Consider the following 25,909-nt stretch of genomic DNA (forward strand, 5'->3'; position numbering starts at 1 on the left):
CTGTAGTATAATTGTTTGTGGACTTGGATGGTCCAAAAATTTCTGTATAACATGAGTTTAATAAGAACTTTATGGGTTACCATGGTATTTGTGCAATTTGTTGGCGTTGTCAGCGCACAGGAACCTATTTTTCAATTGGATTTCGATACCCATGGGTTTGAAGAAACTATAATTCCTAAGGAAGAAGCCATTTATATGGTGGATTTACTGCGATCAGAATATGCAGAAGGGATATCAGGTAGAGCATTGGATCTTTCAGCTAATGCAGCCTTAAGAAGACCTGTTAAACTGAAAAGTGAGGTAATTCCATACACGGATAAGCAGTCATTTTCAATTCAAATCTGGATAAAAACGCTGCCAGATGCCATCATGGGGTCACCCATTATAGGGAACAAAAAGGCCAATAAACCTGATTCAAAAGGATGGCAATTGTACACCAGTGAGAATGGAGCTTGGGCTTTGAACTTGCACGATGGAAAAAGTCAATACGATTATAGGCCCACGGCCAAAAGGCAACAAGTCAATGATGGAAAATGGCATCAAATCGCTTTTGCCATCAATCAGGACAAAGAAGAGGTCTGGATGTATTTGGACGGGAACAATGTAGCCATATACAACACTCCGGGCATTGGGGATTTTCAAACAGAATTGGCCACCGTTGTTGGAGGATCTGACGAAAAATGGGAATATGGATCCTATGCGCAGTGGAACGCCTTCAATGGTTTTGTAGATGAGGTAAAAATTTGGGATAGGGTGGTACGTCCAGAAGAAATTCAAAAACAGTATCTCAGGTTTTATCCAAGCACTAATGAGGACAAGAATCGCATACAGCCCCAACATCTAAAAGTTTTGGCCTGGAATATCTGGCATGGAGGACATCGATATGGTGAGGCGGTTGGTGTGCAGCGGGTAATAGAAACCATAAAGGCAACCGATGCCGATATTATTGGATTGATTGAAACCTATGGGTCCGGTGAAATAATAGCAGATGCCTTGGGCTATCATTTTTATTTGATCAGTTCCAATTTATCCATTATGAGCAGGTATCCAATTACTGAAACAATAACCGCATTTAAGCCTTTTAACTTTGGTGGGGCAAAACTTAGTTTAGGCGGGGGCAAAGACCTTATATTTTTCGACACATGGCTGCATTACCTTCCAGATTATGGCCAAGGCGTGATTGAAGGAAAGAAATCCCCCAAACAGTTGGTCACAGAAGAAGGAGAAACACGCCATGCAGAGGTCAAGGCGATACTTAAGGAAATTGCACCTTACCTAGAAGAGTCAGAGGAAACACCCATAGTTATGTCTGGGGATTTTAATGTGGGCTCCCATCTGGATTGGATTGAGGAAACCAAGGGAATACACCACAATAAAAAAATCAAATGGCCTGTGAGTTTGGAAATGACCAATGCTGGTTTTAAGGATAGCTATCGGGAACTACACATTGACCCATTGCTTGACCCAGGTTTTACATGGACTCCCAGAGCGGCTACTTCATCAGATAAATATGGGTTACGCGATAGAATCGACTATATTTTTTATCAGGGCAAAAATCTTAATGCCATTGAATCCAAAGTAGTGGATTATCACCCCATTATGTTTCCGTCAGATCACGCCGGGGTATTGACCGTTTTCCGAATAGATTAAAATCAACAGGAGCAGCTTTTGATAACAAAAGTTAACACAAGGGTGTAAGGCAAGGCTAAGGGATGCAGACCAAGTAACACAAACCATTACATCATGAAAAACATAATCTCCTGGATATTACGTTTGGTTGCGGCCATTATTTTACTGCAAACCCTATTCTTTAAGTTTACCGGTGCTCCGGAAAGCATCTATATATTCGAGCAAGTGGGCATGGAACCCTGGGGTCGTTATGGCAGCGGGGTAGTGGAATTGATTGCAAGTGTCCTGCTACTTTGGCCAAGAACCGTAGGTTTGGGAGCCTTGATGGGGATTGGTGTGATTTCTGGTGCCATTTTCTTCCATTTGACCAGTTTGGGGATTGAAGTACAGGGAGATGGCGGATTACTCTTCTATTTGGCCGTCATCGTTTTATTGTGCTGTGCCATCCTATTGAAAATGTACTGGGGACAGTTGAAACAGTTGCTTCTTTCGTTTCGGTAAGGGGTAGTTTTGAAAGAAATTTTGTCGCCAGAACGCAAACCTTAAAACTAGGTTAAATCCACCATTTTCTTAAGCCAGCTTAATCGGAAATTCACCGTTGGGAGGTACTTTTGTAGTAGGTTTCATTAAAACAAGATCAGATTGACACATAAACATACGATTGTCATTGTTGGCGGGGGGTTTGCAGGTTTAGAATTCATCAAAAGTATGCGGGATTCCCCAGAGTTCAATATCATTTTGGTGGACGCCAACAACTACAATTTCTTTCCACCCTTAATCTACCAAGTATCCACTGGATTTATGGAACCATCGGCCATAAGTTATCCCTTTAGAAAGATCTTAAGGCAAAGGAAAAATACACGATTTAGACTTGGGGAGCTGAAAGAGGTGGTACCGACCGAGAACAAGATTATTTTGGACAATGGCGAACTCTTTTACGATACCCTAATTATGGCTACGGGTACGGAAACCAATTTTTTCGGGAACAAGAACATCGAAAAGTATAGTCTTCCTATGAAGACTATTAGCGATGCCCTTTCACTAAGAAATGTAATCTTCACCCGCTTGGATAGGGCCACTAGACTTACGGATAGTGCCGCCCGGAAAAAATTGCTCACGTTCGTGATTGCTGGTGCTGGGCCCACCGGGGTTGAACTTTCCGGGATTTTTGCGGAGATGCGAGATCACATCTTGCAAAAGGACTATCCTGAATTGGACAAAAAAGATTTGGGAGATATCTATTTGCTGGACGGACAAGATGCAGTTTTGGCAGCCATGTCTACCAAATCCCAGAAATATACCTACAAGAAATTGCAAGAGTTAGGAGTGAAGATCATACTGAATACACTTGTGACTGATTTTGTGGAGGAAACTGTGCATTTATCCAATGGAAATACCATAGCCGCCAAAAATCTGATATGGGCCGCGGGAGTGTCTGCTAGGACTTTTGAGGGCTTTAAAGAAATTAGTTTTGGAAGAGGGAAAAGATTGAAGACCAACACGTATAACTTAGTAGACGGTTACGACAACATTTATGCCTTGGGAGACTGCGCTTTGATTTTGGGCGACAAGGATTATCCTGATGGACATCCACAGTTGGCACAACCTGCGCTACAGCAGGCAAAAAATTTGGCCGCCAATTTTTTGGGTAAAAATGGTAAGTGGAAGCCTTTTGTATATAAAAATAAGGGCTCTTTGGCCATTATTGGACGAAACAAGGCAGTTTTGGACCCGCCCAAAGAACGCTTTTTTGTAAAAGGCTTTTGGGCCTGGCTCATATGGATATTTGTGCACATTATGGGGCTGGTAAACTTTAAGAACAAAGTACGTACCCTGTACAACTGGATTGGCTATTACCTATACAAGGACCAGTATTTCAGAATGATAATTAAACCTAGGGAGCGGGGCTAGAGCGCTTATTCACCAAAATAAAAGCAAAAGTTGTGGATTGTGGTATTGGACCAAATTCCACCGTTAGTTAGCGTTCTGCATGGTGTCTACAGCTCAATTTCTTGATTTTTAAATCATTATCGACCATTTATTTTATAAAACGGGGTATTTTTTGGTAAAATTGCGACAGGTTGGCTACCTTGTTTGTAATTTCCATTGCACCGTTTTATGAGCATTACATCATTTCGCACCCTATTGATTGCTTTGGTCTGTTGCTCTTGCTTGGATAGGGCGTCTGACAGCTATGAAAACAAGGTGCCGGATGTGGTTGATTTTAATTTTCACATACGGCCCATACTTTCTGACAAGTGTTTTGCATGCCATGGCCCTGACGCCAATAAAAGAGAGGCAGACCTTCGTTTGGATACCCAGGAAGGAGCCTATGCAGCCCTAAAGGATTACAACGACAAATTTGCTATTGTTTCCGGGCAACCCGAGCAATCCGAAGTTTACCTGCGAATTTCCTCTACAGACTCCACGGTGATGATGCCCCCGCCGGAATCCAATTTAAAACTCAGTTCGTACCATGTTGAACTCATAAAAAAGTGGATAGAACAAGGAGCGGGTTATAAACCCCACTGGGCGTTTGTTCCCCCTGCAAAATCAGACTTACCCGAAGTACTCAATGAAGATTGGTGTGCCAATGAGATAGACCGCTTTATCCTGAAAAAATTGCACGAAAAGAAATTAAAACCCAACGAAACAGCAGTCAAATCACAATTGTTGAAAAGGGTGTCTTTTGATTTAACGGGACTTCCTCCTACTATCGCCATGCAGGAAGCTTTTGAGCAGGACACCTCGCCGGAGGCTTATGAAAAGGTAGTGGATGAACTACTGTCCAATGCGCATTATGGTGAAAAAATGGCTATCCATTGGTTGGATATTGCCCGCTACGCGGATTCGCACGGTTACCAAGATGATAGCCCGAGAACCATGTGGCCCTGGCGCGATTGGGTAATCCACGCATTTAACAAGAACTATCCCTTCGACCAATTTCTAACTTGGCAATTGGCAGGGGATTTACTTCCAGAGCAGAATGAGGAGACGCTCTTGGCAACGGGATTCAATCGAAATCATAAGATTACACAAGAGGGTGGAGTAATTGATGAAGAGTACCGAATTGAATACGTGACCGACAGAACAAACACATTCGGAAAGGCATTTTTGGGGTTGACGTTCGAATGCGCCAAATGTCATGATCATAAATACGACCCCATCTCGCAACATGATTATTACAGCACCTTTGCTTTTTTTGATAAAGTTCCTGAAAAGGGATTGGTCGGAACCTTTGATGAGAATACGGCGGATCCACCTAGAATGGAAATCACAGATGAAATGGTAAACGATGTTTTGACCTTTGTCAACAAGAAGGATTCATACCCCGTAGCCGTGATGGTCATGGCAGATTCCGTAGGGATTAGGGACACCCACATTCTTGATCGCGGGAATTATGATGCCAAGACAGAAGTTGTCACCTTTAATACCCCAAAAGCCATCATGGAGTTCGATACCTTGAATTTTAGTTCGAATAGGTTGGGCTTGTCCAAATGGCTTTTAAGTGATAAACATCCGTTAACCTCTAGGGTTTTTGTAAACCGAATTTGGCAAGAATTTTTTGGTCAGGGTATTGTAAAGACTGCTGGGGATTTTGGTATGCAAGGAGAATTACCCACCCATCCTGAATTACTGGATTGGCTTGCCGTGGATTTTCGGGAAAACGGTTGGGACATTAAGCGTTTGGTAAAACAAATTGTGATGTCGTCCACGTATACCCAATCTGCACAAACCAATAAACGAAAGCAGGAGAAAGACCCAGAAAACATATTACTGTCCCGGATGCATCGTACACGTTTGGGCGCTGAGATGATCAGAGACCATGTATTGGCAAGTAGCGGTCTGCTCAATGATGAAATTGGAGGACCTAGCGTAAAACCCTATCAACCTGATGGCCTTTGGTTGGCTGCTACCTCCGGTAGGGGAGTACTCAAGGCATACGTTCAGGATCATGGTGAAAATCTCTATAGAAGGGGTATTTATACTTTTATTAAACGCACGGTTCCCCCACCATCTATGTTGACTTTTGATGCCTCCAATAGAGATCAATGCGAGGTGAGAAGATTAAACACGGGAACTCCCCTTCAGGCCTTGGTAATGCTAAACGATCCCACGGTCCTTGAGGCATCCAGAGTGTTGGCGCAAAATCTAAGCAAATCAGATTTGCAAAATCCAGATCTTATTAACAATGCCTTTAAACGCATAGTTTGCCGTGAAGCAAAGCCTGAGGAATTAGAGGTTTTGTTAGGGTATTTTGAAGATCAATTGCAACATTTTCAATCGAATCGGGAGGAAGCAACCAAATTCATTACCGTAGGGGAATATCGGCAAATGGAAAATGGAGACGATCCCACCATAGCGGCATTAATGCAACTAATTCATACCATGTACAATTTAGAGGAAGCCATCACTCGTAGTTAAGACAATACTCATGGAAAAAGAGTTTTTAGAACATCGATTCAATGTAAACAGAAGACATTTTCTTGGGAAAATGGCACTTGGTGTGGGCAGTGCGGCCTTGGGGTCCCTATTGATTCCTGAACTGTTTAAAGGGAACGCTGCGAATATGGATGAACTGCCATTGGGAATTAAACATTTTGCTTCCAAAGCAAAGCGCATTATCATGCTTTTTCAAAACGGAGCGCCTTCCCAACTGGAAAGTTTCGACTATAAACCCTTGCTCAATAAAATGTATGGGCAAGATTTACCGGAATCCATCAGACAAGGACAAAGGTTAACGGGAATGACAGCCAATCAAGAAAGCTTTCCGTTGGTGGGTTCAAAATTTGGGTTCAAGCAATACGGAAAATCCGGTACTTGGGTAAGTGATCTTTTTCCAAAGATTGCGGAGATCACAGATGACATTTGCGTGATAAAAACCGTAAATACCGAGGCCATTAACCATGATCCCGCATTAACATTTCTGCAGACAGGTTCACAACAGGGGAATCGCCCAAGTATGGGCGCCTGGATGAGTTATGGGTTGGGGAGCGAAAACAAGAATTTGCCAGCGTTTTGTGTACTGCTGTCCCGTGGCAAAGGCAATGGTCAAGGGGTGTATTCCAAATTATGGTCCAATGGGTTTTTGGATAGCGTTCATCAGGGCGTCCAGTTCAGCGCCAGCGAGGATCCTGTACTATATCTCAACAACCCGGCGGGGACGGATATGAAACACAGGAAAAAGATGCTGGATCATTTGGCAATGTTGAACCATATGAGTTTTGAGGATTTTGGAGATCCACAAATCCATGCCAAGATCCAACAATACGAAATGGCTTATCGCATGCAAACTGCGGTTCCGGAAATTACTGACCTTTCCAAAGAACCTGATCATGTCATAAAAATGTATGGGACTGATTGTATGATTCCAGGCACCTATGCTTCCAATTGCTTGTTGGCAAGGAAATTGTCAGAGTCCGGGGTGCGATTTGTTCAATTGTATCACCAAGGCTGGGACCAGCATGGCAATTTGGTCGAAGAAATGACGGGTCAGGCCAAAGATGTGGACCAAGCTTCTGCAGCCCTAATCAAGGATTTAAAACAGCGTGGACTTTTGGATGAAACCTTGGTTATTTGGGGAGGGGAGTTTGGGCGTACCAATTATTGTCAGGGAAAATTAACGGAAGATAATTACGGGCGTGACCATCACCCAAAATGTTACAGTATTTGGATGGCCGGAGGAGGTGTAAAAGGAGGTCTATCTTACGGGGAAACCGACGAATTTGGATATAATATCATAAAAGACCCGGTTCACGTGCACGATTTACAAGCCACTATTATGCACCTAATGGGATTAGATCATGAAAAACTTACGTATAAATATTTGGGAAGAAGGTTCAGGTTGACAGATGTTCACGGGCATGTGGTAAAAGACATCTTGGCATAATATGACACGATTTGAACGTATAGTTTCCAATGCCGTATTTGCACTGCTCTGTCTTCTGGTTGTGCTGTTGATTTTTGAATCCCAAGTACAAATTCCATTTTGGTTGCAACCTTTGGGTAGAATGCACCCATTATTACTGCATTTTCCTGTTGTTTTGGTTTTCCTTTTAATCGTTGCCTCACTTTTTAAGGGTCAGATTGATTCGAAATCCTATCAAAAAATAAATCGTTTTCTACTTTGGTTAACCGCTCTGACCACCACCTTGACCGCGGTTATGGGTTTTTTGCTTTTTAAGGAAGGCTATACCTCAGAATTAATGGCGTTGCATAAATGGCTCGGGGTGGCCTTGGCCTTTATTGCATACCTACTCACCTTCGTTGAAAGGAATAAAAACTTGTATTTCCCATTACTGTATAGTAGTGGAATTCTAATGGTTTTGGTGGGCCATTTTGGAGCTGGGGTTACCCATGGCACTAATTTTCTAACCGAGCCTCTATTAGCTAACGACGCTCCTATAATTGATGAAAATACTCCAATTTTTCAAGCTTATATACAACCCGTTCTGGATAAAAAGTGCGTGGGCTGCCATAATCCTGATAAACAGAAAGGAGATTTGATCATGTCTTCCATTTCGGATATTCTAAAAGGTGGGGAAAACGGTCCAATTTGGGAAAATGGCAATAGTGAGGATAGTGAAATTGTCAAACGTGCACTTCTACCTATTGAACATGAAGACCATATGCCACCAGAGGGAAAACCCCAGCTCACCACATATGAGATTCAACTTATTCGTCAATGGATTGATGCAGATGCCGATACTTCCGTTACTTTGGCAAGTCTAACAGATTCCATTCCCTTGAAATCATTGGTTATGGAAGACTGGTTTAATAAAGTGGACAAAAAATCACCTTATAGCTTTGATTTTGCTGACCAATCGGTGATTTCTGCACTGAATAGTCCATACCGAACAGTTTTACAGAAATCCCCAAATTCTCCAGCTGTTGAAGTGGCAATTTTTGGACTAAGCGCTTTTAGTCAAGAATCCATTTCAGAGTTGTTAAAAATAAAAACTCAAGTGGTGTCTTTAAATCTGTCCCATTTACCAATTACGGATGCAAATCTTGAATCAGTTGGAAAGATGTCCAATCTGGAAGAACTCAACCTGAATTTCACAAAGGTTACCAGTGCTGGATTAGCCGAACTATCATCCTGTTCCAAACTAAAATCCCTTGCCGTTTCGGGAACACAAATAGATGCAACATTGGAAAACGTTTTAGGGTCCTTCCCAGAGCTTCATACGGTTTATGCGTGGGGAACTAAAATCTCGCCAACTGAACTGGAGTCCCTTAAGAATGAATTTCCCAAGATACATTTCGTAGTCGGGTTTGAAGGCAAGCCAGATGAGAAGTTTCAATTGGGCGCACCCATTTTGAGTAACAAAAGTGCTATTCTTTCAAAAGGAGACCCTATTATGTTGACACATAAACTTAAAAATGTAAACATCCGCTTTACCTTGGATGGTTCAGCTCCGGACAGTACTTCCCAATTGTATTCAAAACCCCTGAGTTTTGCTTCCAAATTTATCCTGAAGGCCAAAGCCTTCAAAGAAGGGTGGGCCCCTAGTGATGAAGCTACGTTCAGTTTTTTCCAAAAGGGGATAAGGCCCATTTCTTTGGAACTAATCTCCAAACCCAATCCAAAAAATAAGGGATACGGTGGCGCTACTTTAATTGATGATTATATAGGTCCCCAAGAAAGCATGATCTCATTGGCTTGGCTTGGATTTAGCGAAGCTCCGTTGATTGCAATGGCTGATTTTGGAGAAATACCCCCAAAAATTGGTGAACTAATGCTGAGCCATTGTTTAATAGAAGGTCAAAGGATTGCACCACCCAAGACCATAGAAGTTTGGGGAGGAAACGAGAAATCGGATTTAAAGCTATTAAAAAAAATGGAGGTAGGTTTTAAGAAAGATGCAACGTCATTTGGGGTATCCAATGTGTCTGTAAAATTCTCACAAAGCTCTTTCCGATACTACAAAATAAAGGCCGAAAGATTCGAAAGTTTACCACCTTGGCATTCTAAAAAAGGAGAGGAAGGACAACTCTTTGTAGATGAGTTGTTTTTCTACCCATAATTTAGTTGGATTAAAACTCAGGAGAAATGACCCAAGCACATCCACTTGAACTGGGTCATGAATACAAGCAATTCTTAGAGGTAATTGAACTTTAATAACAAGGCACAAAAAAACCCCATTTCGTTACAAATGGGGTTTAAAAGTAGCGAGAGGGAGACTTGAACTCCCGACCTCAGGGTTATGAATCCTGCGCTCTAACCACCTGAGCTACCTCGCCTTTTTGCGGTTTTGCGGGTGCAAATATAAAGTTTAATTTTCGCCGAATCAAAATTCATTTTAATTTATTATTTGATATTTATTTTTATATCTTCCCTGATTATACACTAATCTTGAAAAGGAAAAATAGAACACTAGAATGAGTGATAAGGTTAAATTTGAAATTGAGTTTGTAATACAGGCCTCACCGCAGTTGCTTTACCAATATATATCTACCCCTTCCGGCTTATCAGAATGGTATGCCGACAATGTTAATTCCCGTAGTGAATTGTTCACTTTTATCTGGGACGGCACGGAAGAAAATGCCAAAATGTTGAAGAGAAAAAGCGATGAGTTTGTAAAATTTGCCTGGGAGGAAAACGACGATGACAGTTATTTTGAAATGCGCATCATAGTGGATGAAATCACCAAAGATGTTTCGCTCTTCATTACTGATTTTGCTGAAGAAGACGAAGTGGACGAAGCGAGGATGCTATGGGAAAACCAGGTGGGCGATTTAAAGCAGGTACTCGGTTCCAAGTAGAGGATTCTTAAGTATAACGTATATTTGGTCCCGATTTTAATCGGGACTTTTTTATGGTCAATTTTAACGGTGCTTTGCTTTCCAAGGATTCCAATATCCTAACACATTCCAATCGTGGTCTCAAGTTTGGGGATGCCCTTTTCGAAACCGTCCGTTGCATTAACGGAACCATCTTTTTTTGGGAGGACCACTACTTCAGATTAATGTCTTCCATGCGCATTCTTCGTATGGAAATCCCAATGGAGTTTACCCTGGAGTTTCTTGAGGGTGAGATTAAACGCACGGTTGAAAAAAATGGCTTGGAGGATGATCCCGCTCGGGTTCGCCTCACCGTTTTTCGCAAGGATGGCGGATTGTACAGCCCCGAGACCCATGAGGTGTCTTATTTGATTGAAGTATCGCCCATGGAATCCCCATTTTATTTGATCAACCAAGGACCTTATGAAGTTGAACTGTTCAAGGACTATTATGTGAACAAGGACATGCTTTCCAACTTGAAGACTACCAACAAAATCTTGAATGTAGTGGCCAGTGTTTTTGCCAATGAAAATGGATTTGACAATTGTCTTCTGATCAATGGAGATAAACAGGTGGTTGAGGTCATCAATGGCAATCTCTTCTTAGTACAGGGCAATACCATTAAAACTCCGCCTTTGGGTGATGGATGTTTGGATGGGATTATCCGAAAGAAACTCATGGAAATTGTTAGCGCAACAGAAGGACTGGAACTGCAAGAGGAATCCATATCGCCTTTTGAACTTCAAAAAGCGGATGAATTATTCATCACCAATAGTATCCAGGGCATTGTTTCCATAGGCAAGTACCGCAAAAAAGAATATGGAAATGCTACTGCTAAATCGCTTTTGGGAAAATTAAATGCCAAGGCGAGGTTGGGGTAAACTAATTTAGAGAGGGGTTTTCTGGAGAATTTGACCAGAGTAGATAATCACCACCCAATTCCACCATTTTTTCCTTCCAAAAAGCATTGGAGGATTTCTCAAGGATGTTGCTCTCATATTCATTTTGGACTACCACCCATGATTTGGAGTCCAACTCATGATCTAATTGGTGGGAGCCCCAACCGGAATAACCTAGAAAGAACCTAATATCTTGCTCTCCTATGGTTTTACTGTTGATAAGCTCTACCGTCTTTTCAAAGTTTCCTCCCCAGAAAATACCATCGGAGATTTCAATACTATCGTCAATCAAATGGGGTACCTTGTGAATAAAATAGAGGTTGTCCTGTTCCACAGGGCCGCCGTTGAACACCTTAAAAGGAATGGTGATTTCGGAAATAAGGTCGCAGATATTGTAATCGAGCGGTTTGTTCAAGATAAAGCCAACGGAACCTTCTTGATTGTGTTCCGCCAAAAGCACCACAGAGCGGTTGAAGGAGACATCTCCTGTAAGAGCTGGTTCAGCAACCAGCAACCTTCCTTTTATGGGCTTTAGGCTTACCATTTTACTGGGTTCTCTAAATTAAATGTAACATAATATCTGTTAATAACAAAAAGCCTAGGTGCGGACCTAAACCAAAAAAGCACCTCCGTTTGGAAGTGCTTAGCTATATTGTATAACCTATCTAATTAGTTTACAGAGCCGCTCAATTCTGCTCCAGCTTTGAACTTCACAACGTTCTTAGCCGCAATTTGGATAGTTTGTCCAGTTTGTGGATTTCTACCTTCTCTTGCATTTCTCTTGGATACAGACCAAGAACCGAAACCTACCAAAGAAACTCTGTTTCCTTTTTTAAGTGATCCCTCAACGTTCCCCAAGAAAGACTCCAATGCTTTTTTGGCTGCTGCTTTAGTGATGCCCGCATCGGCTGCCATAGCATCGATTAATTCTGTTTTGTTCATAATGGAATTAAATTAATTGTTGTTAAAATAATTTTAATGCTGAACAAATTTATATGGATTTGCCTCAAACGCAAGTAAAACCAAGGGAAAGTGGGCTTTTTGTTGATAACTTGAAACGTTTGTTGATAAAGTCGAATTAAAAAATGGACTTTTGTGAGCCTAGTGTTAATAAGGGTTTAGCGAAGATGGGCATTTTCATCAAGATTTATGCCATTAAGTACTTCTCCAATTTTCATTCGCCGTTTTCCCGGAAGTTGTACTTCCAAAAGATGAAGATAACCTCCTGATGCTGCAACTTTTAAAGTCTGTTTTTCCAAGATTAACTTTCCGGTTGTATGGTCATGATTCACCTCCTCCAACTGGGTCTTAAATATTTTTATGGGGTCTTCTTTTCCCTGATTCATTAAATAACACCAAGCAGCGGGGTAGGGACTAAGCCCTCGAATATGATTGTGGATATCATTTATAGTATGATCCCAGTTGATTTGACAGGTATTCCGATGTATTTTATGTGCGGTTTTAACTTCCTTAGTATCCTTTTGGGGAATACTGGTGACTGTACCTTCTTCAATTCGTTTGCAGGTATCCACAACCAGACCTGCACCCAAATCCATTAATCGGTCGTGCAAGGTTCCGGCATTATCTTCTGGAAGGATCGGTGCTGTTTTTTGAAGAATGATGCTGCCCGTATCAATTTTATCGTCAATAAAAAAGGTGGTAACCCCAGTTTCCGTTTCCCCATTGATGATTGCCCAGTTAATCGGAGCAGCTCCTCGATATTGAGGCAGCAGTGAGGCATGCAGATTAAAGGTTCCATGCTCAGGCATGCGCCAAACTACCTCCGGCAACATTCTAAAAGCCACCACTACCTGTAGGTTGGCTCCAAGTTCCCTTAGTTCTTGCAAGAATTCTTCGCTTTTCAGGTTGGTAGGTTGAAGCACCTTAATATGGTGTGCTATTGCAAATTGTTTCACGGCCGACTCCTGGATTTTTCTCCCTCTGCCGGCAGGCCTGTCTGGAGCGGTAATTGCGCCAACCACATTAAAACCTGCTTCCAACAAAGCTTTCAGACTACCCACAGCAAAGTTGGGGGTGCCCATAAACACAATTCGTAACCTGTTATTTTTCAATTTCGTACTCATTTCTTTCATTCAATCGAATCCGTTCGTCTTCTAGAAGCTCTTGCAAGGCATGCAATATCAATTTTTCTTCAATGCCCAAAACCTGTTCCAGTTGTCTGGATGTTTGTGATGCAGTCTGTAGACTTTTGAAAATACTTTTCTTTAATCCATCAGATGGAACGGTATCTTCTTGCGTGCAAATATCGCAAGTACCACACTTTTCGTTGGTCTTTTCTCCAAAATAATTAAGGATGAAAGCGCTTCTACAAACCCTTGTATTTTGAACATAATCCAACATGGCGGCCATGTTCTTTTGCTTTACTGCGTTAAAATCCTTTATTTTTTTTGCGAAGGGGTTAATCGTTCTGTCATCTTCCCGGGGCACTAAAAATTGTATTTCCAAATCACTCGAGGAACTCTGATACTCCGCTACACCATCAGCGTGCAATTGCTTTAATACTTTTTTGATGGCTTTTTCACTTTCGCCCACTTTTTTTGAGAGTAAGGGTAGGTTTATCTTGGTTTCATGCTCTGTGATTCCACCGTAGGTACGTAATACGGTTTGAATAATATGGGCAACCTTTGGGTTATCCTGTAAATATTGAAAAATCCCATTTCTGGAAGCCACAAATTTTAAAGTGGTTTTTTCCGTAAAATTCTCGGATAGGGAAATCACCGAATTTTGATCCAAAATGCGCAGTGCATTATAGGCCATATTAGGAGGGAATCCATAGCGCTTGCAAAAGGTGTTGAATTTGAAGCTCAACGAATCCAATACTGATTCCCCGTAGGACATCTGAAAGAAATTATTAAGCTGGATATAAAGTTGTTTCACAAAACCCACATCGGGCAAGGAGGACAAAAATTGTTGTTTAGCGCGGTCAGCATCCTCCTGGGAGGTTACGATCAAGGCCGATGATGGTTTCCCATCTCTTCCAGCTCTTCCTGCTTCTTGAAAGTAGCTTTCCAAACTATCTGGAATTTGGTAGTGGATTACCCATCGTACATCGGGTTTGTCCACGCCCATTCCAAAGGCATTGGTAGCTACAATGCAACTTACTTTTCCGTTGAGCCATAGCTGTAGCTTCTCTTCCTTATCCGCTTTGGAGATACCGCCATGAAAAAAGGTAGTTTTAATCCCATTCTTATTCAAGAATTCTGACAAGGAAACCGTCATTCTCCTCGAGCGAACGTACACAATGGAACTGCCGCTAAATTTTGTCAGAATCTTTTTAAGTTGATAGTTCTTGTCTTCCGTGTGCTTAACCTTAAAACTGATGTTGGAGCGGGAGAAAGAGTCTTTGAACACCTTGGGCTTTTCCAATTGAAGGTTCTCCAAGATATCCTGTACCACTTTTGGGGTTGCTGTTGCCGTTAAAGCAATTGTTGGCGTTTCGGGAGTTAAATCCTTTAATACGGAGCAATCCAAATAGGCGGGCCTAAAGTCATTGCCCCATTGTGATATACAATGTGCTTCATCTATAGCAACAAGATTCACGTTCATTTCCCGAATTCGCTCTTGAACCGTGGATTGTTGCAGTCGTTCCGGAGAGAGATAGAGGAACTTGTAATTGCCATATACACAATTGTCCAAAAGGTCACTGAGTTCGGAAAAAGGGATTCCCCCTGTTAGCGCAATGGCTTTGATGTTTTTTTGTTTGAGCTGCTGTACTTGGTCTTGGATAAGGGCCACCAATGGCGATATCACAATGCAAATACCCTCCATGGCCAATGCCGGCACCTGATAGCAAATGGACTTGCCACCACCTGTTGGCATTAAGGCCAATAGATCTTGTTTGGCCAGAACGGCCTCAATAATTTGGCTTTGGGAACCTCTAAAATCTTTGTGGCCCCAGTATTCCCTTAAAACGGATTTCGCATCTTTTTGCACTAAATGGATTTCAAGTTATCCAGGATAAAATCTACACGCGCATTTACAGGATCCTTTGGAACGAGAGTGGGATTATATCCAAATCTCATGTAAGTTTCCATCAAGGCATCATGGATTTTTTCAGCCTCTTCATAGCTTTCCAGTCGCTCATTGTCCGAAATGTAAATTTCCTTCCAAGGCGGAACTATAAAAATGGCATCGTAGAGGTGATTTTCGCAAGCATCAGTAAACTCTTGGTCATAGGTCTGGTCAAAAAAGTCCATATAAGCCAGAACATCAGGAATACCGCGATCAAAAAAACTAATGGGAACATTCAGGTCCAAAGAGTCAATATAATGCTTGGTTCTTCCATAAAGTAAATCTTTGTTGAATTGTAACGCATCATCCACAAAAACGAGGGGATTGGACACAAAGGAATCCGGCAGACCTTCTTTTTTTGCATTTGACGTCATATCCCTAATGATTTCATGGAAACAGTGATGACCTTGGTTTTCTAGGCCATTTATAATGGACGTTTTTCCAGTTCCAGGAGCTCCTGTAATGACAACTTTATGGTTCTTCAATCAGATAATTTTATCAACACAAAGTAATGAAATAGGGACAAGGAAAAAAAATTGCATAGTAAGCCATATCTTTGTAAAAACTTGAAGCATGGAGAAGGAGAAATCCGATGAATTTTATGCCCGCCTAAGGGAGCAGTTGTTGGAGAATAGCAGTTGGCCGTCCAAATATCTTTATAAGTTTATAGTCCCAACGGACAAGGAAAAAATAGAACAGATCAATACCATATTTGATAATACCGGGGCGGTTATCGAATCCAAAAAATCCAAGAAGGGAACTTATACCAGTATCTCCATTACCGTGCAATTGGAAAGCCCGGATGCAGTGATTGCCAAGTACAAAGAAGTTTCCCAAGTAGAGGGAGTAATATCGCTTTAAACCGGATTGCCATAATTTTTAGTATTTTGCGGACGTTATAGGATAGACTTCCCGTTAGTTAATTTCATTAAACCTAGTAATTTGAATTCAGTAGACAACTTAGAATATAATACGGAGCGTCCAAAGCTTCACATACCAGAGTATGGTCGTCATTTCCAAAAAATGGTGGATCATGCGGTTTCCATTGCCGATCGCGAGGAACGCAACAAAGTGGCCAAGTCCATTATTAGTGTAATGGGGAATTTGCAACCCCACTTGCGAGATGTGCCAGATTTTCAGCATAAACTATGGGACCAACTCTTTATCATGTCCGATTTTAAACTGGACGTGGATTCCCCATTTCCAATAACATCGCAGGAGACCTTGCAACAACGTCCAGAACCTCTGGAGTATCCACAGAACCACCCCAAGTATCGTTTTTATGGCAACAACATCAAACGTATGATCGATGTGGCCATTAAATGGGAAAAAGGAGATATGCGTTCCGGTTTGGAATATGCCATAGCCAACCACATGAAAAAGTGTTACCTCAATTGGAACAAGGACACCGTTGAGGACTCCGCAATTTTTGCACACCTAAAAGAATTAAGTGATGGGCAGATAGATTTGGCCCCAAAAGGAGAAAACCTTACTGATAGTGGACAGTTCCTTAAGAATCGCTTGGCCAAATCCAATAGAAATGGCGGCAGCACCAATCACAAGAAGGGACAACGAAGTAATAGGGGTAAAAAAAGGTATTAAATTCCATAAGTATTCATGGGAACATTTCGAATAGAGGGTGGGCACCAACTGCATGGTGAAATAACACCCCAAGGGGCAAAGAATGAGGCACTGCAGATTCTTTGTGCGGTTTTGCTTTCGGCAGAGAAGATTACCATAAATAACATTCCGGATATTGTTGATGTCAACAAGCTTATTGCCCTGTTGGAGGACCTTGGTGTCAAAATCCAGAAAAAAGGAAAAGGTAGCTACACCTTTAAGGCAGATGACATTAATCTGGATTACCTGCAGACCGACCAATTCAAACAAGATGGTCGCGGATTGCGAGGTTCAATTATGTTGGTGGGTCCTTTATTGGCTCGATTTGGTAAAGGATACATTCCCAAACCTGGAGGTGATAAGATTGGGAGACGACGACTGGATACACATTTTGAAGGTTTTATAAAATTAGGAGCAAAATTCCGATACAATCGAGAGGAGTATTTCTATGGCGTGGAAGCAGACAAGCTTAAAGGCGCCTATATGTTATTGGATGAAGCTTCTGTAACAGGAACGGCCAATATTGTGATGGCTGCAGTGCTTGCAGAAGGAACAACCACCATTTACAATGCGGCTTGTGAACCATATTTGCAGCAGTTGTGCAAAATGCTTAACCGGATGGGTGCCAAGATTTCTGGGATAGGCTCTAACCTTTTGACCATTGAGGGGGTAGAAGAATTGGGAGGAACCGAGCATACTATGCTTCCGGATATGATTGAGATTGGTAGCTGGATTGGTTTAGCAGCTATGACACGTAGCGAATTGACCATCAAGGATGTGAGTTGGGACGATTTGGGTCAGATTCCGAACGCATTCCAAAAATTGGGAATCCAGATGGAGCGCAGGGGAGATGATATCTATATTCCCAAGCACGAAAACGGATACCAAGTACAGAGTTATATTGATGGATCTATTTTGACCATTGCGGATGCTCCATGGCCAGGATTGACGCCTGACTTATTAAGTATTTTGTTGGTTGTAGCCATCCAAGCCAAAGGCGAAGTGGTCATCCACCAAAAAATGTTTGAAAGCCGCTTGTTCTTTGTGGATAGGTTGTTGGATATGGGCGCCAAGATCATTCTTTGTGATCCGCACAGAGCTACGGTGATTGGTCATGACTTTAAATCCACCCTAAAGGCCACCAATATGGTTTCCCCTGATATTCGCGCAGGAGTTTCCCTCTTGATAGCGGCCTTGTCCGCCAAGGGAACATCTACCATAAACAACATTGAGCAGATAGATCGCGGTTACGAGAACATTGACGAACGTCTACGAGCCATAGGCGCCAAGATTGTAAGGGTTTAAGGCTTTTCAACGCGCATCCTAAACACCTTGGGTGACATTCCGGTGAACTTCTTAAAAGTAGTTGCAAAATATTGGGACGTACTGAATCCCAAATTGTAAGCTACTTCTGTTATAGTATTGTTTTTTAGTAGTTCCTCTTTAGCTCGTTCAATTTTTAATCGGTTGATATAGGCTTTGGGCGGAGCACCAAAATGTTGTTTGAACCAGCTTTTAAAGTAAGCCGTTGAGAAATTCACAAGTTCAGCCAGCTCATCCACGTAAATGATCCGATGCAGATTTGCGGCAATAAATTCGTCAATAATCTTAACTCTTTCCGAAGGAACTACAATTTGTGTGGTCTGAGATAATTCAAGAGTTTCCAACAGCAGCTGAATTAATAATTGGTTGGTAGTAAGCTGGGTCAAGGTGGTTTGTTCCGATTCTAGTTGTCCGATCAGTTTTTGCAAATGGGATTTAAGAACCAGTGCCCCTTTAAAAATACCTCCAGCCTTGTCTTGAAGTGCTGAAATAAGAAATTCAGATTGTACTGTGGGTAGATGGCAAAGTTGTCCTTTGACATGATTTATATGAATCTGGAGCCAATACAATTCTCCAATATCTTCAGGATAAACCCCAGAGCTATGGTTCTGGTTGGGAGGCACAATTAAGATGTCGTTGCCTCGTAGTTTTAATAAGTGCTCTCCCAATTCATAATACTGCTGCCCTCGAATGCAAAAACAAATTTCCACAACATCCTGGTGCTGGTGGGCTTCCAGCGTTGGTTCCACCTTACGATAGTGATAATGACCAAACTCCACAAACCTAGGATAACCCAAGCTCGGTAGGTGGAACACTTTACGCTTTTTTGTTTGATTTAGCATGTATTTGTATAAAAAAATAGGGTCGTACGAATTTAGAAGACTTTTTTCAGAAATCCCAGTTAATTTGAATTGTCAAGTATAAACCATAAACCAATGAAAGAATTGTTTTTAAAACAAGGCTATACCAAACTGGACCGTTTAATTCCGAATTCAGAAGTAGAGAATCTAAGGGTCTTGTATAATGATTTGCTACATGATAAGGAGCGTACAATGGGTTTACGTAGCGATTTAGGAGGGGGAGAAGGCGGTACCGTTGAAAAAATCACCCAGATTATGCGGCCAAGTATGGTTGAACCTAAGTTGTCGGAAACTATTTCCTATCAACTGGCTTTGGATCATGTAAAAGATATGTTGGGTGAGGATATGGAGCTCGATTTCGATATGCTTATCAACAAAGCACCCCAGACCAACACCCCAACACCCTGGCATCAGGATGCCGCCTATTGGATAAAGATGCCTGACAAACGATCGGCCAGTTGTTGGATCGCATTGGATGAGGTCTACGAAGAAAACGGCTGTATGTGGTTCATTCCTAAAGATGGAGATACTATTTTACTGCATAAGCATTACACCGAAGGCGGTGCCTTGCAATGCGAAGCAGATGAGAAAAATGCCGAATGTATTCCTTTAAAACCAGGGGGCTGTACGTTTCATGATGGCTTTACCCTTCATTTTAGTAAAGGCAACACCACAGATTCGCATAGGCGCGCATTAATCCTTAATTTCAGGCCTAAGGCAATGATCCAGTTGGAGCGGGAGCAGGGAGTGGATCATACCGGGGAACGAAAAGTGCGGAACAAATAGCCTATGGAAATAAAATGGATATACCCAAGATGGGGCAGTGCCCACATGGATTGGAAAGTTTTTTTGAACAACGTCAAGGAACATGGCTATAACGGGGTGGAAATAGATTTGCCATTGGGTCAGGAAAAGAAAGAAATCGTAGCCATGTTAACCGATTTTGAGCTGGACTTTGTGGGGCAGCATTGGCAGACACAGGAAGTGGATTTTGAGAAGCACGAAGAGGAGTACAAACGGCATTTGTTCAATTTGGCCGAGGAAAAGCCTTTGTTGATCAATTCACATACAGGGCGGGATTTCTTTTCTTTTGAACAGAATATGGAGTTGATTAAACTTGCCCATGAGGTGGAGGAAGAAACGGGTGTTCCCATTGCCCATGAAACCCATCGGTCCCGATTTCCATTTGCGGCCCATGTTTGCAAGCAATATTTGCATGAAATTCCATCTTTAAAGTTGACTTCGGACCTTTCCCATTGGTGCTGCGTTGCGGAAACTCTATTAGAGAACCAGCAAGAGGCTGTGGGTTTGGCTATCAAACATACCTACCACATCCATGCTCGGGTAGGTTCCTCCCAAAGTCCTCAGGTGATTGACCCAAGGGTTGATACCTACAAAGAAGAATTATCCCAATTTAAAAGTTGGTGGAAGGCCATGTTGGAAAACGCAAAAGCAAATGGAAGGCCGTATATCACCATCGCTCCCGAATATGGCCCGCTACCGTATGCTTTGCAACACCCACAAACACAAGAATTATTGGGAGATCAATGGGAAATCAACCAGTTTATCCGAAAGGAAATCGAAGATTTATGGGATTAGGCGTGGCTCCAATTGTTGGGGTCATCGCTGTCGTTGGGTGAAAGTCCTAAGATATCCCCTTGGGTATCCACACCTAGACCGACGACACTTCGGTTTACATAATTAAAATAACTGACCACTTGATTGACTTCCAAGATTTCACCTTCGGTGAATCCTACTTCCCGTAGGCCTTCAATATCTTGCTCAGTGATATCTGTGTGGTTTAGGGTAAGTTTTTTGGCATACCTGCTACCCGCATAAAATTTGGTGGAAAAGAAGTCCGGAAGGGTATTCCCAAGGACAGATTCCTTGAAAGTATCTGCTCTGGAATCATCACCCAATAACCTTTTAAAGCCCTCAAAATGGTGATGAAAACAATAATCACATTGGTTGAGATGGCTCACATAAGTGCCCAAAGCTTCCAAATACCATTTGGGCAAGGTGTTGTTGGAATTGTGGAGCACATTTTTATAGAGCGCCATGTGACCAACCAAGGTATGTGGTCGCAAGCTGTGGATGAGCAATACGTTGTCCACATTGTTGTTGGGGCCTTTTACCCGGTCATAAATTCGTTTGAGTTCCTTGTTGGCTTCCTCGTAGCCGATAACTTTGATCCAGCTCATTAATACATGGTGTTGGGGTTGGCGGATTCTTTTGGAATTTGCTGGATGGCATCCCAATGCTCACAGATTTTTCCATTTTCATCAAATCGGAAAAAATCCATGGTCACGTATTGGTCATTGCCCGGCCAGGTTTGGTGGGTGTGCAAGGCGACCAAATTGCCTTCGGCAATACAACGCACAAATTCGATGGATTTCTCTGGATATTCAGCCTGCATCCGTTCAAAATAGTTGATAAACCCTTGGGTGCCATCGGCAACATCTGGGTTGTGTTGGATGTATTCCTTTCCAACATATTGCTCAACCGCACCTTTTGGGTCGCCCATATAGGCGGTTTTGTAAAAGGCTATGGCGTTTTGTTTGTTTTGTTCTAAATCCATATTTATATGTTTATATATCGTCAGTTCGAGTAGGTTTTTGATAGAAAATCGTGTCGAGAACTCATTTGGCCAAGCTCGTCAACCCGCCTGCCGGACGGGCAGGTTCGAGTTTTTCCAAAGGAAAAGTATCGAGAATGAGGGATTTGCCATATAAAATTCTTGTTTCCGATACAATTTTTTCAGCGATAAACTGAAAAAATCACTCAAACTGACGAATTTCAATAAATAAGCTGTCAAAGAATATTTCTAATATCCGTCCAATTGATCAATTGAATGTCATCCTTGGCAATTTGAGCCTTGGCAAAATCGCTGGTAAAAAAATCAAAATCTATCTGTCGCCATTCCGAACCAAAGTTAGGATGGTTCACCGTAACCCCCTGCATTTCCTGTTCGTCAAAAGCTGGATGAATCAAGATTACGTTGAAGCCTTCTACCAAGTCATCAAAAACACCTGCGTAATAGTCCCACAATTGACCCTTTTCAAAATACGAAATATCCCCAATGTGGACTTTGTCCACTGGAATAGCCTCGGGTTTTATCGGACTACCTTCATTCAGGCCCACCATATCGGATAATTCACGACTACGCTGTACAGGAAGCTTGTAATGCAGTCCCAATTCCTTATAGACTTCAAATAAATCAGGGCGACTTCCCACACTATACATGTGCGAATCCAAATGGGAAGGGGAGAGGTCGTAGGCGAGGAACTTTTCAATTTGGGCGGTGAGTTCCTTGCGGACATCTTCGGCGGTGGCATGTTCCCGAACTTGTTCCCTTTTTTTATAGAAATGCCCATTGGAATCTATCAGGGAAGGTACTTCAGAAACGGGCAACACGGGGCCAAACTTATAGTTTTCCCATTCGCAAGTGAGGGTAAGGTGCACCCCATGGTCAAACTGAAGATTTTGTTTTGTCCACTGCGCCATTTCGTAAAACCAAGGGCAGGGCACCATAATGCTACAGGAGTTTACAAGACCATTTTGCAAAGATTGCATTGTGGCCATATTCTCTGAATGGGAGAGTCCAGCGTCATCAGCATGAATCATCAAAAGTTTGGTGTTGGCTGGGTAACCTAATTTTTGGGCGAGGTTCATTCGGTTAATTTTGAATGATGAATTATGGATTTTGAATTATCTCAATGCTTGTTTAGAGGCAATGATATCTTTTATTGTCCGCTTGCTTATCCCACTATTAAGTCCTTTTTCAATTTCCATCTTCAATTTCACAAGAGCTTTGTCCCCATAAGGATAATTTTCTGATTTCATTTTCATATCATTTATTTTTCAGTTTAATAAATCCTTCTTTTAGCTTGATAAAAATTGTGCTAACAGACCTGTTGGAATTGTATTGCGATGAATTAGGATTTTGTAGAAACAAGAAGCTCCCTGATATCCACATCAAGGAATTTTGCAATCTGGTACAAATTTTCAACCGAAGGTTGTACATCATTTGTGCACCAACGAGATACGGTCTGCTCAGTTTTATCTAGGTGTTTTGCCAACGCTTTGGAGGTCACATCTTTCTCTGCAAGTACTGCTTTAATGCGATTGTAATTTATTTTATCCATAGAGGAAGTCTACACTTGGGATTCTAAATATACATCCTCCAGAATTTTCGAATTCACATTATAATTAACATTTAAAATTCATAATTAAACATTAAAAATAATAAAATATACATATAAAGTTAATTAATTACTATATTTAAAAAATATCCCAAATCAAATATTATGCGCAAAAAAATGACCAAGGCCGATTTACAAGCCCTTGTGGATGCCCAACAGAAAAATCTAAGTATGCTGCACGGACTTTTTATTTCCCTTAGACAGCAAAACGAAATCTTGCACCATACCAATGTGAAGTTACGGGAGGAGGTTTTGGAGTTGAAGGAGAAATACAGCTTAAATAATGGTAAAAGGTGATTTTATTCAGGGCAATACTTTCCCAGAGCTTCTATAACCATCCAATTATTGTCACCTAACGAAATGGCTTTTTCAATATCCTTGCAGATTTTATTCAAATCGGATTCAGGAATTTCGGCTGATTTAGATGTCATAACTGTCACCTCTTTGGTTTTCATTAAAGCTCGGTTGTCTTGAAACTCATATTTTCTGATGAGGGCAAAGGCTCGATTGGCATATGCGTTGGTGAAATGGGGTTCTATCTCCAAGACTTTATTGAAGTCCAGAATCGCTTTATCAAATTCTAAATTGTTCAGAAATGCCGTTCCCCTAGCGAAATAGCCATCGACCCAATTTGGTTTGACCTCAATACACTTCGAATATTTCTTTATAGCATATTTAAATTCGCCTTGTTTATAATAGTTCTGTCCTTGTTTATAAGCTTCATATACCTTATCGGTGTCCTTATTTTTTTGATAAACTCCATTTTTATAAGTGACTTTACCTTTTAGTTCCCCTGTTGAATAATAGGAGACGGATGTGCCATCCATGTTTCCATTTTCATCAAAAGTAGATTGTTGTTTAAGCTGCCCATTGGGATGATACATTTCCCAAACACCTATTTTTTTACCATTTTTCATGATTCCCTTTTGAATCAATGTCCCATCTTCCGAAAAATGTTGCTCCAATCCATTGGAAATTCCATGTTCATATTCTATTTCATCCGATATATTACCATTGAGGTGATACATTAAACGTTTGCCCTTAAGCCTACCATTGAAGAGGGTACCCTCTCCCTGTTTTGAACCATCCAGATAATAGTCTATAAACCGACCTGAATATGGCTCTTGGCTGTCTTTAAAATACCAAACTCCGTTTGTTTTGATCATTAGATTGGTGGTAGGAATGGTTTTAATACTGTCAGGTCTCTGAGCATACTTTTTTGTGAACACATATATTATTCCATCTAAATTGGGATAGCCCAAATTGGCGATGTGTTGTTTGTCTTTTAGGGTCTCAACACGATCTATTTGCTCTTGGGTTAAAGTTCCGAACCCCTCTTTTGGTTCTTCAATTATCGGTACTGAATCCACCACATAGAGCATATTTTCTTGGGAATTCTGACCGAGCAGAACCGATATATTTACTAGGAAAAAAAGGTTGAAAATTTTCAGCTTGTCCAAAATTGTTCTGATGTTATTGGGCATAAATATTTAAATCATTCAACATTTATTTAGTTTTCTCCACCAAACTCCCATCTGGGTATTGGGCAAACCGCCCTTTATCCTGATCATGCACATTATCGGGGTAGGGCCAGGGCCAGCCACCAAACTGGGTCAGACGGTATTCCTCCATAGCCTGTTGGATTTCCTCTTCGGTGTTCATTACAAAGGGGCCATATTTGGCCACGGGCTCATCTATAGGTTGCCCTTGTAACATTAAAAAATGGGCTTTCTCAGAACCGATTTTGATGGTTACTTCTTGGAATGGATCTAACGCAATTCCAAAATTGGGATTCACCTTTCGGTCGCCAATAAAAATTTCGGAACCTTCGTAAAAATAAAGTGTCCGTGTAGCCAAGGAGCCTATTTTGGGCAAGGTGTATTCCGTTTCCGCATCCACATGAATGTTCCAAATGGCCACTTCGTGTTCGTTTTTGGCCGCCCAGGAATTTGGTGCCGGGTCATTGGCTTGGGTGCCCTTGTAGTTGCCTGCAATTACTTTTACATGTGCATTGCCCTCGTCAATAACGGGAATATCCTCGTGCCAAAGCATTTTAAAATGGGGTTCCACAAATTTATCGGCCTTGGGCAGGTTCAACCAAATTTGGAACAGTTCCAATGGATTGTCCTTATCTGTGTTGAGCAAAGGGAACATTTCGGAATGTTGTACGCCACGGCCTGCCGTCATCCACTGCACATCGCCTTGACCAAAGCGCCCAGCAGCGCCCAAGGAATCGGAATGATCGCAAAAGCCTTTGTTGACTATGGTGATGGTTTCAAATCCGCGATGGGGGTGGTATGGAAAACCTGGAATGGTCTGCCCGTGGTACATGCGCCACCCATCTTTAATGGTAAAATCGTTACCGATATTTCTACCCTCCAACAGTTTTGGATCCGGGCCCAATTCTCCGTTACCCTTTGGGTAATGATCCAAATGGTACACACAGAATAAAAATGGGTCTTGGGTCTGCCAAGGGAAACCCAAGGGGAAAGTTTGTAAAATAGGATCTGGCATAGCTTTTTTTATTTGGTTCTATTGTCTTCTTGAGCGTGAGCGAAAG

At 41.7% G+C, this 25,909-nt stretch carries 26 protein-coding genes and 1 tRNA gene; 14 read left to right on the top strand and 13 right to left on the bottom strand.

Translation table 11 applies throughout. From position 1 onward, the window contains the following. The first annotated feature begins 51 nt into the window (after positions 1-51). From FGG15_RS01460 to FGG15_RS01485, 6 genes are all read left to right on the top strand, one after another. Positions 52-1,650 (top strand): LamG-like jellyroll fold domain-containing protein, encoded by a 1,599-nt coding sequence (locus tag FGG15_RS01460; protein WP_161991892.1) that lies wholly within the window; start codon positions 52-54, stop codon positions 1,648-1,650. A gap of 93 nt (positions 1,651-1,743) precedes the next feature. Beyond that, on the top strand, positions 1,744-2,130 hold the full coding sequence (locus tag FGG15_RS01465; protein WP_138832478.1) for a DoxX family membrane protein: 387 nt from the start codon (positions 1,744-1,746) through the stop codon (positions 2,128-2,130). A gap of 141 nt (positions 2,131-2,271) precedes the next feature. Next, the gene (locus FGG15_RS01470) at positions 2,272-3,540 is read left to right on the top strand and encodes an NAD(P)/FAD-dependent oxidoreductase (protein WP_138832480.1); all 1,269 of its coding nucleotides are present in this window, start codon (positions 2,272-2,274) and stop codon (positions 3,538-3,540) included. Positions 3,541-3,747: 207 nt separating this feature from the next. Further along, entirely contained in the window at positions 3,748-6,054 is a 2,307-nt protein-coding gene (locus FGG15_RS01475; RefSeq protein ID WP_138832482.1) for a PSD1 and planctomycete cytochrome C domain-containing protein, read from the top strand. A 10-nt stretch (positions 6,055-6,064) separates the two neighbouring features. After that, positions 6,065-7,519, top strand: a complete 1,455-nt coding sequence (locus FGG15_RS01480; protein WP_138832484.1) for a DUF1501 domain-containing protein — start codon at positions 6,065-6,067, stop codon at positions 7,517-7,519. Between the two features lies 1 nt (position 7,520). Beyond that, on the top strand, positions 7,521-9,656 hold the full coding sequence (locus FGG15_RS01485; protein ID WP_138832486.1) for a c-type cytochrome domain-containing protein: 2,136 nt from the start codon (positions 7,521-7,523) through the stop codon (positions 9,654-9,656). 143 nt (positions 9,657-9,799) lie between these two features. On the opposite strand, the gene FGG15_RS01490 is transcribed toward FGG15_RS01485, so the two are convergent. Continuing rightward, positions 9,800-9,873 (bottom strand) — tRNA-Met (locus FGG15_RS01490). A gap of 138 nt (positions 9,874-10,011) precedes the next feature. Between FGG15_RS01490 and FGG15_RS01495 the strand changes: the two genes are divergently transcribed. Together FGG15_RS01495 and FGG15_RS01500 are read left to right on the top strand one after the other, a co-directional pair. After that, the gene (locus FGG15_RS01495; protein ID WP_138832488.1) at positions 10,012-10,395 is read left to right on the top strand and encodes an START-like domain-containing protein; all 384 of its coding nucleotides are present in this window, start codon (positions 10,012-10,014) and stop codon (positions 10,393-10,395) included. A gap of 53 nt (positions 10,396-10,448) precedes the next feature. Beyond that, positions 10,449-11,294, top strand: coding sequence for an aminotransferase class IV (locus FGG15_RS01500; protein WP_138832490.1), 846 nt, complete (start codon positions 10,449-10,451; stop codon positions 11,292-11,294). A 1-nt stretch (position 11,295) separates the two neighbouring features. On the opposite strand, the gene FGG15_RS01505 is transcribed toward FGG15_RS01500, so the two are convergent. The 5 genes from FGG15_RS01505 to FGG15_RS01525 all read right to left on the bottom strand — a co-directional run bounded on the left by FGG15_RS01505 (position 11,296) and on the right by FGG15_RS01525 (position 15,829). Then, a complete protein-coding gene (locus FGG15_RS01505) occupies positions 11,296-11,856 on the bottom strand; it encodes a YqgE/AlgH family protein (protein ID WP_138832492.1) in 561 nt (186 codons plus the stop codon). A 125-nt stretch (positions 11,857-11,981) separates the two neighbouring features. Next, a complete protein-coding gene (locus tag FGG15_RS01510; RefSeq protein WP_138832494.1) occupies positions 11,982-12,254 on the bottom strand; it encodes an HU family DNA-binding protein in 273 nt (90 codons plus the stop codon). Positions 12,255-12,430: 176 nt separating this feature from the next. Then, positions 12,431-13,396 (bottom strand): methionyl-tRNA formyltransferase, encoded by a 966-nt coding sequence (gene fmt / locus FGG15_RS01515; protein WP_138832496.1) that lies wholly within the window; start codon positions 13,394-13,396, stop codon positions 12,431-12,433. After that, positions 13,374-15,266, bottom strand: a complete 1,893-nt coding sequence (locus FGG15_RS01520) for a RecQ family ATP-dependent DNA helicase (protein WP_138832498.1) — start codon at positions 15,264-15,266, stop codon at positions 13,374-13,376. The genes fmt and FGG15_RS01520 overlap by 23 nt, the downstream gene beginning before the upstream one ends. Further along, positions 15,266-15,829, bottom strand: coding sequence for an AAA family ATPase (locus FGG15_RS01525; protein ID WP_138832500.1), 564 nt, complete (start codon positions 15,827-15,829; stop codon positions 15,266-15,268). Before FGG15_RS01525 ends, FGG15_RS01520 begins: the two co-directional genes overlap by 1 nt. 88 nt (positions 15,830-15,917) lie before the next feature. Between FGG15_RS01525 and FGG15_RS01530 the strand changes: the two genes are divergently transcribed. The 3 genes from FGG15_RS01530 (at position 15,918) to murA (ending at position 18,269) form a co-directional block, all read left to right on the top strand. Beyond that, the gene (locus FGG15_RS01530) at positions 15,918-16,205 is read left to right on the top strand and encodes a DUF493 family protein (protein WP_138832502.1); all 288 of its coding nucleotides are present in this window, start codon (positions 15,918-15,920) and stop codon (positions 16,203-16,205) included. 81 nt (positions 16,206-16,286) lie between these two features. Beyond that, positions 16,287-16,946: a DUF4290 domain-containing protein gene (locus FGG15_RS01535; protein ID WP_138832504.1), complete on the top strand. Its 660-nt coding sequence runs from the start codon at positions 16,287-16,289 to the stop codon at positions 16,944-16,946. A gap of 15 nt (positions 16,947-16,961) precedes the next feature. Next, positions 16,962-18,269, top strand: coding sequence for a UDP-N-acetylglucosamine 1-carboxyvinyltransferase (gene murA, locus FGG15_RS01540; protein ID WP_138832506.1), 1,308 nt, complete (start codon positions 16,962-16,964; stop codon positions 18,267-18,269). Here murA and FGG15_RS01545 read toward each other — a convergent pair. After that, entirely contained in the window at positions 18,266-19,129 is an 864-nt protein-coding gene (locus tag FGG15_RS01545) for an AraC family transcriptional regulator (protein ID WP_138832508.1), read from the bottom strand. The genes murA and FGG15_RS01545 overlap by 4 nt on opposite strands. 93 nt (positions 19,130-19,222) lie before the next feature. On the opposite strand from FGG15_RS01545, the gene FGG15_RS01550 reads away from it, so the two are divergent. Next, a complete protein-coding gene (locus FGG15_RS01550) occupies positions 19,223-19,933 on the top strand; it encodes a phytanoyl-CoA dioxygenase family protein (RefSeq protein ID WP_138832510.1) in 711 nt (236 codons plus the stop codon). A 3-nt stretch (positions 19,934-19,936) separates the two neighbouring features. Further along, on the top strand, positions 19,937-20,746 hold the full coding sequence (locus tag FGG15_RS01555; protein WP_138832513.1) for an apurinic/apyrimidinic endonuclease family protein: 810 nt from the start codon (positions 19,937-19,939) through the stop codon (positions 20,744-20,746). On the opposite strand, the gene FGG15_RS01560 is transcribed toward FGG15_RS01555, so the two are convergent. From FGG15_RS01560 to FGG15_RS01575, 4 genes are all read right to left on the bottom strand, one after another. After that, positions 20,743-21,348 carry a carboxymuconolactone decarboxylase family protein gene (locus tag FGG15_RS01560; RefSeq protein ID WP_138832515.1) on the bottom strand — a complete coding sequence of 202 codons (606 nt, stop codon included), beginning with the start codon at positions 21,346-21,348 and terminating at the stop codon, positions 20,743-20,745. The genes FGG15_RS01555 and FGG15_RS01560 overlap by 4 nt on opposite strands. Beyond that, positions 21,348-21,725, bottom strand: a complete 378-nt coding sequence (locus FGG15_RS01565) for a nuclear transport factor 2 family protein (protein WP_138832517.1) — start codon at positions 21,723-21,725, stop codon at positions 21,348-21,350. Before FGG15_RS01565 ends, FGG15_RS01560 begins: the two co-directional genes overlap by 1 nt. A gap of 233 nt (positions 21,726-21,958) precedes the next feature. Beyond that, entirely contained in the window at positions 21,959-22,819 is an 861-nt protein-coding gene (locus FGG15_RS01570) for a polysaccharide deacetylase family protein (protein WP_138832519.1), read from the bottom strand. A 263-nt stretch (positions 22,820-23,082) separates the two neighbouring features. After that, positions 23,083-23,292: a helix-turn-helix transcriptional regulator gene (locus tag FGG15_RS01575; protein ID WP_202619516.1), complete on the bottom strand. Its 210-nt coding sequence runs from the start codon at positions 23,290-23,292 to the stop codon at positions 23,083-23,085. 162 nt (positions 23,293-23,454) lie between these two features. On the opposite strand from FGG15_RS01575, the gene FGG15_RS01580 reads away from it, so the two are divergent. Continuing rightward, positions 23,455-23,646: a hypothetical protein gene (locus tag FGG15_RS01580; protein ID WP_138832521.1), complete on the top strand. Its 192-nt coding sequence runs from the start codon at positions 23,455-23,457 to the stop codon at positions 23,644-23,646. 2 nt (positions 23,647-23,648) lie between these two features. Here the strand turns inward: FGG15_RS01580 and FGG15_RS01585 are convergent, their stop codons facing one another. Both FGG15_RS01585 and FGG15_RS01590 read right to left on the bottom strand, forming a co-directional pair. Further along, positions 23,649-24,833, bottom strand: coding sequence for a tetratricopeptide repeat protein (locus FGG15_RS01585; RefSeq protein WP_138832523.1), 1,185 nt, complete (start codon positions 24,831-24,833; stop codon positions 23,649-23,651). Between the two features lie 22 nt (positions 24,834-24,855). Further along, a complete protein-coding gene (locus FGG15_RS01590; RefSeq protein WP_138832525.1) occupies positions 24,856-25,863 on the bottom strand; it encodes a pirin family protein in 1,008 nt (335 codons plus the stop codon). Positions 25,864-25,909: the final 46 nt, after the last annotated feature.

It is taken from the genome of Flagellimonas algicola (genome assembly GCF_005937185.1).
Taxonomy (GTDB): Bacteria; Bacteroidota; Bacteroidia; order Flavobacteriales; family Flavobacteriaceae; genus Flagellimonas; species Flagellimonas algicola.

Coding starts and splice junctions, on each gene's coding strand:
- murA (WP_138832506.1), top strand. CDS start 16,962: ATGGGAACATTTCGAATAGAGGGTGGGCACCAACTGCATGGTGAAATA.
- FGG15_RS01500 (WP_138832490.1), top strand. CDS start 10,449: ATGGTCAATTTTAACGGTGCTTTGCTTTCCAAGGATTCCAATATCCTA.
- FGG15_RS01565 (WP_138832517.1), bottom strand. CDS start 21,725: ATGGATTTAGAACAAAACAAACAAAACGCCATAGCCTTTTACAAAACC.
- FGG15_RS01530 (WP_138832502.1), top strand. CDS start 15,918: ATGGAGAAGGAGAAATCCGATGAATTTTATGCCCGCCTAAGGGAGCAG.
- FGG15_RS01590 (WP_138832525.1), bottom strand. CDS start 25,863: ATGCCAGATCCTATTTTACAAACTTTCCCCTTGGGTTTCCCTTGGCAG.
- FGG15_RS01545 (WP_138832508.1), bottom strand. CDS start 19,129: ATGCTAAATCAAACAAAAAAGCGTAAAGTGTTCCACCTACCGAGCTTG.
- FGG15_RS01465 (WP_138832478.1), top strand. CDS start 1,744: ATGAAAAACATAATCTCCTGGATATTACGTTTGGTTGCGGCCATTATT.
- fmt (WP_138832496.1), bottom strand. CDS start 13,396: ATGAGTACGAAATTGAAAAATAACAGGTTACGAATTGTGTTTATGGGC.
- FGG15_RS01480 (WP_138832484.1), top strand. CDS start 6,065: ATGGAAAAAGAGTTTTTAGAACATCGATTCAATGTAAACAGAAGACAT.
- FGG15_RS01550 (WP_138832510.1), top strand. CDS start 19,223: ATGAAAGAATTGTTTTTAAAACAAGGCTATACCAAACTGGACCGTTTA.
- FGG15_RS01570 (WP_138832519.1), bottom strand. CDS start 22,819: ATGAACCTCGCCCAAAAATTAGGTTACCCAGCCAACACCAAACTTTTG.
- FGG15_RS01460 (WP_161991892.1), top strand. CDS start 52: ATGAGTTTAATAAGAACTTTATGGGTTACCATGGTATTTGTGCAATTT.
- FGG15_RS01505 (WP_138832492.1), bottom strand. CDS start 11,856: ATGGTAAGCCTAAAGCCCATAAAAGGAAGGTTGCTGGTTGCTGAACCA.
- FGG15_RS01585 (WP_138832523.1), bottom strand. CDS start 24,833: ATGCCCAATAACATCAGAACAATTTTGGACAAGCTGAAAATTTTCAAC.
- FGG15_RS01555 (WP_138832513.1), top strand. CDS start 19,937: ATGGAAATAAAATGGATATACCCAAGATGGGGCAGTGCCCACATGGAT.
- FGG15_RS01495 (WP_138832488.1), top strand. CDS start 10,012: ATGAGTGATAAGGTTAAATTTGAAATTGAGTTTGTAATACAGGCCTCA.
- FGG15_RS01485 (WP_138832486.1), top strand. CDS start 7,521: ATGACACGATTTGAACGTATAGTTTCCAATGCCGTATTTGCACTGCTC.
- FGG15_RS01560 (WP_138832515.1), bottom strand. CDS start 21,348: ATGAGCTGGATCAAAGTTATCGGCTACGAGGAAGCCAACAAGGAACTC.
- FGG15_RS01510 (WP_138832494.1), bottom strand. CDS start 12,254: ATGAACAAAACAGAATTAATCGATGCTATGGCAGCCGATGCGGGCATC.
- FGG15_RS01575 (WP_202619516.1), bottom strand. CDS start 23,292: ATGGATAAAATAAATTACAATCGCATTAAAGCAGTACTTGCAGAGAAA.
- FGG15_RS01475 (WP_138832482.1), top strand. CDS start 3,748: ATGAGCATTACATCATTTCGCACCCTATTGATTGCTTTGGTCTGTTGC.
- FGG15_RS01580 (WP_138832521.1), top strand. CDS start 23,455: ATGCGCAAAAAAATGACCAAGGCCGATTTACAAGCCCTTGTGGATGCC.